The 8677-nt window shown below is 39.8% G+C and carries 6 protein-coding genes, 1 pseudogene and 1 other annotated feature; all 7 genes and pseudogenes read left to right on the top strand.

Annotated elements, in window-relative coordinates; translation table 11 throughout:
- The coding region (locus V7659_RS26240) for a branched-chain amino acid transport system II carrier protein (protein WP_335543037.1) at positions 1-911 on the top strand (911 nt) is incomplete at its 5' end.
- A 61-nt stretch (positions 912-972) separates the two neighbouring features.
- Positions 973-2592, top strand: a complete 1620-nt coding sequence (locus V7659_RS26235; protein WP_335543036.1) for an amidohydrolase — start codon at positions 973-975, stop codon at positions 2590-2592.
- Between the two features lie 160 nt (positions 2593-2752).
- The gene (locus V7659_RS26230; protein WP_335543035.1) at positions 2753-4351 is read left to right on the top strand and encodes an amidohydrolase; all 1599 of its coding nucleotides are present in this window, start codon (positions 2753-2755) and stop codon (positions 4349-4351) included.
- 123 nt (positions 4352-4474) lie between these two features.
- Positions 4475-4718 (top strand) — a binding site (T-box leader).
- 89 nt (positions 4719-4807) lie between these two features.
- A complete protein-coding gene (gene ilvA, locus V7659_RS26225) occupies positions 4808-6073 on the top strand; it encodes a threonine ammonia-lyase IlvA (protein ID WP_335543034.1) in 1266 nt (421 codons plus the stop codon).
- Between the two features lie 177 nt (positions 6074-6250).
- Positions 6251-6970 carry a YebC/PmpR family DNA-binding transcriptional regulator gene (locus tag V7659_RS26220; RefSeq protein WP_335543033.1) on the top strand — a complete coding sequence of 240 codons (720 nt, stop codon included), beginning with the start codon at positions 6251-6253 and terminating at the stop codon, positions 6968-6970.
- Positions 6971-7229: 259 nt separating this feature from the next.
- Positions 7230-8444: an ATP-grasp domain-containing protein gene (locus V7659_RS26215; RefSeq protein ID WP_335543032.1), complete on the top strand. Its 1215-nt coding sequence runs from the start codon at positions 7230-7232 to the stop codon at positions 8442-8444.
- A 75-nt stretch (positions 8445-8519) separates the two neighbouring features.
- Positions 8520-8677 (top strand): annotated as a pseudogene (locus tag V7659_RS32190) (YheC/YheD family protein); the annotation flags it as partial.

The following is an 8677-nucleotide window of genomic DNA, read 5'->3' as shown; positions in this document are numbered from 1 at the left end:
ATCGGTCCAATATGATTGATAAAGTAGGAAAAATGCTGACACCGGCCTTATTAGTGATTTTACTATTCATCGTCTTTAAGGGAACATTCGATCCAATTGGCACACCAATCGATACCAATCTTCCAAACTCATTTTCTAACGCATTTACAGGTGCCTATCAGACAGGTGACCTTTTTACAGGTCTCCTTTGTGCATCCGTATTTATCGGAGCAGTAATTAATAAGGGCTACAAGGATCAGGCTAACGTTAGAAAGGTTGCCATTAACGGAACGATTATCGCAGGTGTGGGTTTATTAGTTGTTTACGGAGGCTTACTTTACATTGGTGCAACTGGTGCTGGTCAATTTCCAAAAGATATTGAGAGCACCGCTCTATTAACTAGTTTAGTGGACCGTTTACTAGGAAATTATGGGACGATTTTCTTGGCTGTCGCTGTCACCTTGGCCTGCCTTACAACCGCAATTGGGATTACGGCATCCATTGCAGATTTCCTTAGTCATCTGACTAAAAATAAAATAAGCTATCGGATTTGGGTTCTAGTCATTTGTATTTCGGGTGTTTCAATTGGACTTCTAGGTGTTGAAAAAATTATTAACTTTGCACTTCCTCTATTCTTAGGACTCTATCCTGTATCAATTGTAATCGTTTTCCTTGGCGTATTTCGTAAATATATCCCGAATGCTGGGGCATATAAGGGGGCCGTCCTATTAACGATTTCCGTTAGTTTATTTGAAACGTTAGGAGCCTATGGATTAGATGTAAAGTTGGCGAATGATTTCATAACAATGATTCCGCTTAGCGGTAATGGGTTCGCCTGGATTCTTCCAGCAATCATCGGTTTTATCGGCGGTGCACTGCTACATAGGACTATGGCTAGAAAACAGGATACAAAATTCGATTTAAGCGCTTAAAAACCAATTCATTGTTGAATTAAAACAACTTGAGAGATTAATAGAAGGGAAGTAGAATAATATGACCAATGAGATGAATCAGTGTACCTATATAAATGGAAAAATTTTTACAGCTAACCAGGAAAAGCCATATGCTGATGCAATGGTAGTACGTGATGGTAAGGTAGTATGGATTGGCTGCCAGGCAGATTTAGGTAAAATAGACGGAGATTATGTTGATTTACAAGGACAAAGAGTACTGCCTGGATTAATAGATGCACATTTGCACCCATTATACCTAGCGAATGCAGCCAAACAAATTGCTTGCACCCCACCACTTGTGAATTCCATTGAAGATTTAATTAAACAAGTCCGAAGTTTGCGCGGGGCCCAAGGCAAAGATCTGTGGGTCGAGGGTTGGGGGTATGATGAAGGAAAGTTATTAGAAAGACGATCACCTACAAGATGGGATTTAGATCAAGCTGCTGCAGATGTTCCTGTTATTATTACACGTACGTGCGCTCATATTGTTGTGGTAAACAGTAAAGCACTGGAATTAGCAGGAATTACTAAAAAAACACCTGACGTGCCAGGTGGCCAGATTGACAGGGATAAAGACGGTGAGCCTACGGGGATTTTACGCGAAAATGCCAAAGACCTTGTCACTCGGATCATGCCGGTCAAAACTCTCGTAGAAAACGCTGAATTACTGGCTGAGTTAAGTGATGTGCTGCTCGGACATGGAATTACTGCCATAACAGATGCGATGGGCAGAACGGAACCCACTGATTATTTAGAAATGTATAATACTGCCGTTAAAAAAGGCTTAAAGCAGCGTTCGGCACTCTACTATATTTGGGAAGATTTAAAGAAGAGTCCGATGTTGGAAAAAGAAAAAACGAACTTAGAAAACCAAATCCATATTGGTGGGGTTAAGTTATTCTCTGATGGAAGTGTATCCGGCCAAACTGCATGGGTAAATCCACCTTTCTTAGGTGAAGGGGAGAATTATGGAATCCAAATGACGACCGAAGAAGAATTATTGGCAGCGGGAAAAGCAGCAGAGCAAAACAATCTTCAATTAGTGGTCCATGCCATGGGTGAGCAGGCGATTGATTTCATCGTGGACACTTTTTATGGAAAAAAGGGTTGGCTTACAGATGCCCCTTCCATCAGGATTGAACATGCGGCGATGCCAACACCGCAAGCATTACAACGTGCAGCGGAAACAGGAATTGCTTTTGTTACCCAGCCAATCTTCTTGTTTGCGGAAATTGAAAGCTACCATAATAACCTGGGTGCTGAGCGCACAAAAAAAACTTATCCAGTAAAGTCGATGTTAGAAGCAGGAATCAAAGTTGCTTTTTCGTCTGATGCTCCTGCAACAGCTTGGGCCGACCCAGTGAATCCATTTGTAGGGATAAAAGCTGCTGTTACACGCTTGGCGTATGACGGGACGGACACGGGCCAAGAACAAAAAGTAGATTTAGAAACAGCCATTATCCTTTATACTAGAGCGGCTCAAGAAATCACCCGCATTCCGAAAGTGGGACAGTTGGCACCAGGATATCATGCAGATTTCATCATACTAGATCAGGATATTTTTGAAGTAGATCAGGAAAAGATAGATGAGATTCAGGTTATCGAGACATTTATAGGTGGAAACTTGGTCTATAAAAATGAAACCTTAGCGATTAGATAACTAGCATATTGGGTTCGCATGTTTCATCATAATTATGGGATCAATCCCAATACCAGATTAGCCGACAGTGCAGTGTAGGACTAACATTAAATAGTCTATCTTGCTGTCGGCTTACTGATTATAATAAAAGAAAAAGTTATTCTTAGTATGGAGGCCTAATATGACAAGAACTATTTTTACAAATGGAGCCATCTACACGTTTGACTCCGGACAGCCGAACGTAGAAGCAGTAGTGGTAGAGAATGGGAGAATTCTAGATACTGGATCACACCAAGAAATGATCTTACAATGGGGCAGAACCGGCTCAAATATCGTCGATTTACAAGGAAAAATGGTAACGCCCGGATTAATCGACAGCCACTTGCATCTTTCAGGTGTGGCATTCAACTTTTTAGATCTTGATTTAACAGGGGTTAAATCGAAAAGCGAAATGCTAGGTAAAATTAGAGACAAGGCAAATACAGTTGCACCCGGTCAGTGGATGATTGGAATGGGCTGGGATGAAAATCTATTTACAGAAGGAAACATTCCGACAATTGAAGATTTAGACCACGCGGCGCCACACTGTCCAGTTTATCTAAAGCGGATCTGTCACCATGCCTTTTTAGTAAATAGCAAGGCTTTGGAAATGAGTGAGTATCATCAATCTAACCCGGTCCCAACTGGAGGATCAGTTGTTCTTGATACCAGGACCAAAAAACCAACAGGATTACTGCTCGAATCAGCATCCCAACTGATTACAAAATACATACCAGAGAGAAGCTATCAAGAGTTGAAGGATGGTTTGAAGTTAGCGATGCAATTTGCGGTCAAAAAGGGATTAACAAGTGTGCATACTAACGATCCTGCTTATTTAGGCGGTCTGGATTCAACCTATAAAATGTATGACGAATTAATTAACCATGAAGGCCAAGGTTTACGTTGTAACCTGCTCATTGATTATCCCTATCTTCATCAGTTGAAGGAAAGAGGGATGTTTGCCGGCTTTGGAAATGGGAACTTACAAATCGGGGCGATTAAAATTTTTGCTGATGGGGCTTTTGGAAGAAGAACGGCCCTGCTGTCGGAGCCTTACAACGATCAACCCGGCCAGTATGGTGACGCAATGTATGACCAAGAAACTCTTTATCAAGTGATGAAAGAGATCCGCGAACACTCCATGCCACTGGCTGTTCATACAATTGGCGACAAGGCATTGGAAAATGTTCTAGATATACTTGATCAATTCCCTAAAGTGAAATACCGTGATCGGATCATCCACACGTCCCTAGTTCGTGAAGATTTAATTCAGCGCTTGAGAGACACAAGCCGAATTGCCGATATTCAACCTAGATTTGTGGTTGGGGACTACCCATGGGTGCAAGAAAGAGTCGGAGAGAAGCGCGAGCAATATTTATATGCATGGAAAACATTACTCTCTTCAGGCGTGTTGTGTGCTGGAGGGTCCGATGCACCCATTGAACCGGTCGATCCATTACTTGGTATACATGCTGCCGTAACCCGTAGAACTCCTGGTGATACTCATGACGGCTGGAATGCGAAAGAAAAACTCGCTATGCTTGAAGCCGTTAAATTATTCACGGTTGGAGGCGCATACGCTACAAATGAAGAGAATCATAAGGGATCCATTTCAAGAGGGAAGTTCGCCGATTTCACGGTTTATTCTAATAATCTATTTACAATGGATCAACCCGACGAGTTACTCAACACTGAGATTGAAATGACGATAGTCGGTGGCGAAATCAAATATAAAAAATAAGGTAATAACAGTGTTAAAAGTGGCTTGAACAGATGTAAGCGCTTTATAATTAACAAAATAATTAAAATAGTCAAAAAATATTGACAGGTTATTTTTTCAGTGGTAACCTTATAAAAAATTGAAGATGAATCAATGATGAGAAGAGTAGAGTAAGCCCTTGTTCTACAGAGAGTCGACAGTTGCTGAAAGTCGATGTCAGGACCTATTCGAAGATCATCTCGGAGATGTGTAGCTGAAACTTTACGTAAGCTAGACCGGAATGTCCGCCGTTACAATGGAACGCGTACCCGTGTGGTACGTTGATCGAGAGCCGTAGTGTTGGTTGCTGCGGAAGTAGGGTGGTATCGCGAGTTCACTCGTCCCTATACTATGGGGACGAGTTTTTTGTGTTTAAAAATAGTAGATGAACTTATTAAATTTTCTTTATGGATGCAAAAAACTAGGAGGTAAAGTAAGATGAATCAGCAAGTTGATAAGAAAGTGTTTAATGTAGAGGATATTATTATTGCCAGCCATAACATTAAGGATGAAATTGCACCAACTCCCCTGCAATACAATCACTTGTTATCAGAACGATATGGCTGCCATGTCTACTTAAAACGAGAGGATTTGCAAAGCGTTCGTTCCTTTAAAATCCGCGGGGCATATAATCGGATCAAAAAACTCAATCAGGATGAGTTAAAGAATGGAATTATTTGTGCAAGTGCAGGTAACCATGCACAGGGGGTTGCTTATTCTTGTCATCTCTTAAATATCCATGGGAAAATCTTTATGCCAAGTACCACACCAAAGCAAAAAGTAAACCAAGTTAAATTTTGGGGCAAAGAAGATGTTGAGATTGTTTTGGTTGGAGATACCTTTGATGATGCCTATGAAAAAGCAATCGAGTGCAGTAAGGAAGAAAATCGTACCTTTATCCATCCTTTTGATGATCCTGACGTGATTGCCGGACAAGGAACGGTGGCCGTTGAATTGCTCAATGATTGCCCGGAAAAAATTGATTACCTGTTTGCCGCTATTGGCGGAGGAGGTCTATTATCCGGAGTTGGGACGTACTTAAGACACTATTCTCCTCAAACATTATTAATTGGTGTAGAGCCACAGGGTGCTCCAGGCATGAAAGAATCCTTTTTGAAAGGGGAAGTGACCTCATTAAAAGAAATCGATCCATTTGTGGATGGGGCAGCGGTAAAGACGGTCGGAACGTTAACCTATAACATTTGTAAGGAGATCGTTGATGATATTCTTGTCGTTCCAGAAGGCAAGGTATGTACGACACTATTATCCTTATACAATGAAAATGCAATTGTTGTAGAACCAACTGGAGCACTTTCAGTGGCAGCCTTGGATATGTATGCTGAAGAAATTAAAGGCAAGACGGTCGTCTGCATCGTCAGTGGTGGAAATAACGATATTGGCCGTATGCAGGAAATTAAAGAGCGTTCAAAAATTTATGAAGGATTGCAGCATTATTTTATTGTCAATTTCCCGCAACGTCCAGGTGCCTTACGAGAATTTTTACTAGATGTTCTTGGTCCAAACGATGATATTAGCCATTTTGAATATACGAAAAAGAATAATCGTGAAACAGGCCCGGCTTTGGTAGGGATTGAATTAAAGGATAAAGGAGATTATTCTCCATTGATCGAACGCATTAAAGCAAAAGGATTTTTATATCGTGAAGTCAATAAGGATAGTACTCTATTTCAAATGTTGGTATAGTTCCATACTATTTGTAGAGGTCGAATATGAAGGTTCGACCTCTTTTTGTCGTTTAAATGGGACTAAAATCAACTTCTTACACGATTTTGCTTAATAGACTCTTAACAAATGATGCAATTAAGGTATAATATTATTTGTCAATGATAGAGATTCAAAAGTGGAAAGAGAGTGTTCAGAATGGGACGTAAGTGGAATAATATTAAAGAAAAGAAAGCATCAAAGGATGCAAATACAAGCCGTATTTACGCTAAATTCGGAGTTGAGATTTATGTGGCTGCAAGACGGGGCGAACCTAATCCTGAATCCAATCAGGCATTAAAATTCGTGCTCGAGCGTGCTAAAACATATAATGTACCAAGACACATTATTGACCGTGCGATTGAAAAAGCAAAAGGCGGATCAGAGGAAAGCTACTCCGAACTTCGTTATGAAGGATTCGGACCAAATGGATCAATGGTTATCGTTGATGCTTTAACAAATAACGTAAACCGTACCGCATCAGATGTACGTGCTGCATTTGGTAAAAACGGCGGGAACATGGGCGTAAGCGGCTCTGTGGCTTATATGTTCGATGCAACGGCGGTTATTGGTGTTGAAGGTAAAAACGAGGAAGATGTGCTTGAATTACTAATGGAAGCTGATGTCGATGTACGAGACATTATTGAAGAAGAGGATTCTGTGATTGTCTACGCTGATCCAGAACAGTTCCATGCGGTGCAGGAGGCATTTAAAAATGCAGGAGTTACGGAGTTTACGGTGGCAGAATTAACGATGCTTCCGCAAAACGAAGTGACACTTCCAGAAGACGCACAAGCTAAATTCGAGAAAATGATTGATGTATTAGAAGACTTAGAAGACGTTCAACAAGTGTATCACAATGTTGACTTAGGTGAATAAACAATAAAAAAGACCTGTACAATTATCAAGATCTAAAGGTCAAATAAATAAAATAAAAAGATGTCACATATTAGTCCTATAAAATATGTGACATCTTTTTTTGTTTTTTTATTTAATTGTCTTAAGAATTATGACGTTTGTCCAGACCACTCTTGTCCTATGACAATATAATAAAATGTACTTATCAGATATTTGAGAATAAAACTGGTAAAGCTACATCCTTCACTAAAAAACCTTCAAAGATAGGATGACAAAGCTTATGCGAACTATTGTATTTATTGAAACGAATAAATCTGGATCTAGCAGAGAAGCCATAAAAGCAGCGGAGCGACTCGGCTATTTTACGGTGTTATTCACCAATAGACAAAAGTACATTCAGCAAAGAACGGAATTTCCCGAAGTCCATCAAATGATTTTAGTGGAATTATCCAATTATGATGAATTAAAAAAGAATGTCAGGATTCTACAAAAACAAGGAAAACAAATAAAAGGCATTTTTAGTTTTGTACATTCTTACGTTCATCTAGCAGCAGTATTAGCAGAAGAATTTTGTAAAAGTGTTGTCTCTACAGACTCCATTTTAAAAATGGAAAATAAAGTTCTAACTCGTGAACTTCTCAAAGGTCACCCAAATTCTCCCTATTATGCTCTTTATACACCAGATTACCCCTTAGAGTTATTTATAAGTCAAGCAAAGGACTATTTACCTCTTATTCTAAAGTCTCCCGCATCTGCCGGCTCAAAAGATGTTCTCCTAGCTAATAACGAGAGCCAGCTGAAGGTGGCCATACAAGAATTACGAAAGAAAAATGAACAGATTTTACTAGAAGAGTATCTAACAGGACCCCAATATTTAATTGAAGTTTTAGTACACAATGGAAGAGTTCATATCGTCGCGGTCATCGAACAAGAGATTACTTTTTCACAACGATTTATCGTAACCGGATATTGTTTGCTGCCAAATATCAATCAAAGAATGTACGAAAGTATTCATCAAACAGTAAGTTCCATTTTAAGGGCGTTTGAAATGAAAAATGGTGCCTGTCACCTTGAAATGCGCTTAGTAAATGGTATATGGAAATTAATAGAAATTAATCCAAGGATCTCAGGTGGTGCGATGAATCGGATTATTGAAGTAGGATATGGAATTAATCTAGTAGAGGAAACCATTCAATTAATGTTAGGAAATGAGCCACGTCTCACTAGAAAACACAGTAAGTATGTATACGCTCATTATTTAACAGTTGATTCTAGAGGAAAATTAATTAAGGTAACGGGGAAAGAACTCGCCTCTCAATTTCCCGGTGTAGAAGAGGTATATATCAAACCCCGACAAGGACAGATCGTGCGTCCGCCATTATCAATGGGAGATCGTTGCGGATACGTCCTGGCATCTTCAGATGTAAAAACAGAAGCGAAAAGAATGGCCGTAAGAGCTGCAAGCAGGGTGAATTTCTACCTTGACCCCATTTAAAAATTCAGAGTGAAATATCATGAGTATTATGAAAAAAGAGGTTTTTATTTAGAAAAGAAATTGGAGAGGTGGTAGAGAAGTAAAATGACACTAATTGGCATGCTTCATCACCGTAGAGATCCAAGTAATGTAAAGAAAGCATATGCTTATGCCGTAGTAGCAAAAGCAGAAGGTATAAACTTTTTTTACTTTACCCCAGGGAAGGTGAACATCAAACGGCAAATAATTTTAGG

The sequence above is a fragment of the Neobacillus drentensis genome, from assembly GCF_036966985.1.
GTDB classification, from domain to species: Bacteria; Bacillota; Bacilli; order Bacillales; family Cytobacillaceae; genus Neobacillus; species Neobacillus drentensis_E.
Note: the sequence above shows the minus strand (reverse complement) of the source record. Positions and strands in the feature narration are given on the sequence as shown.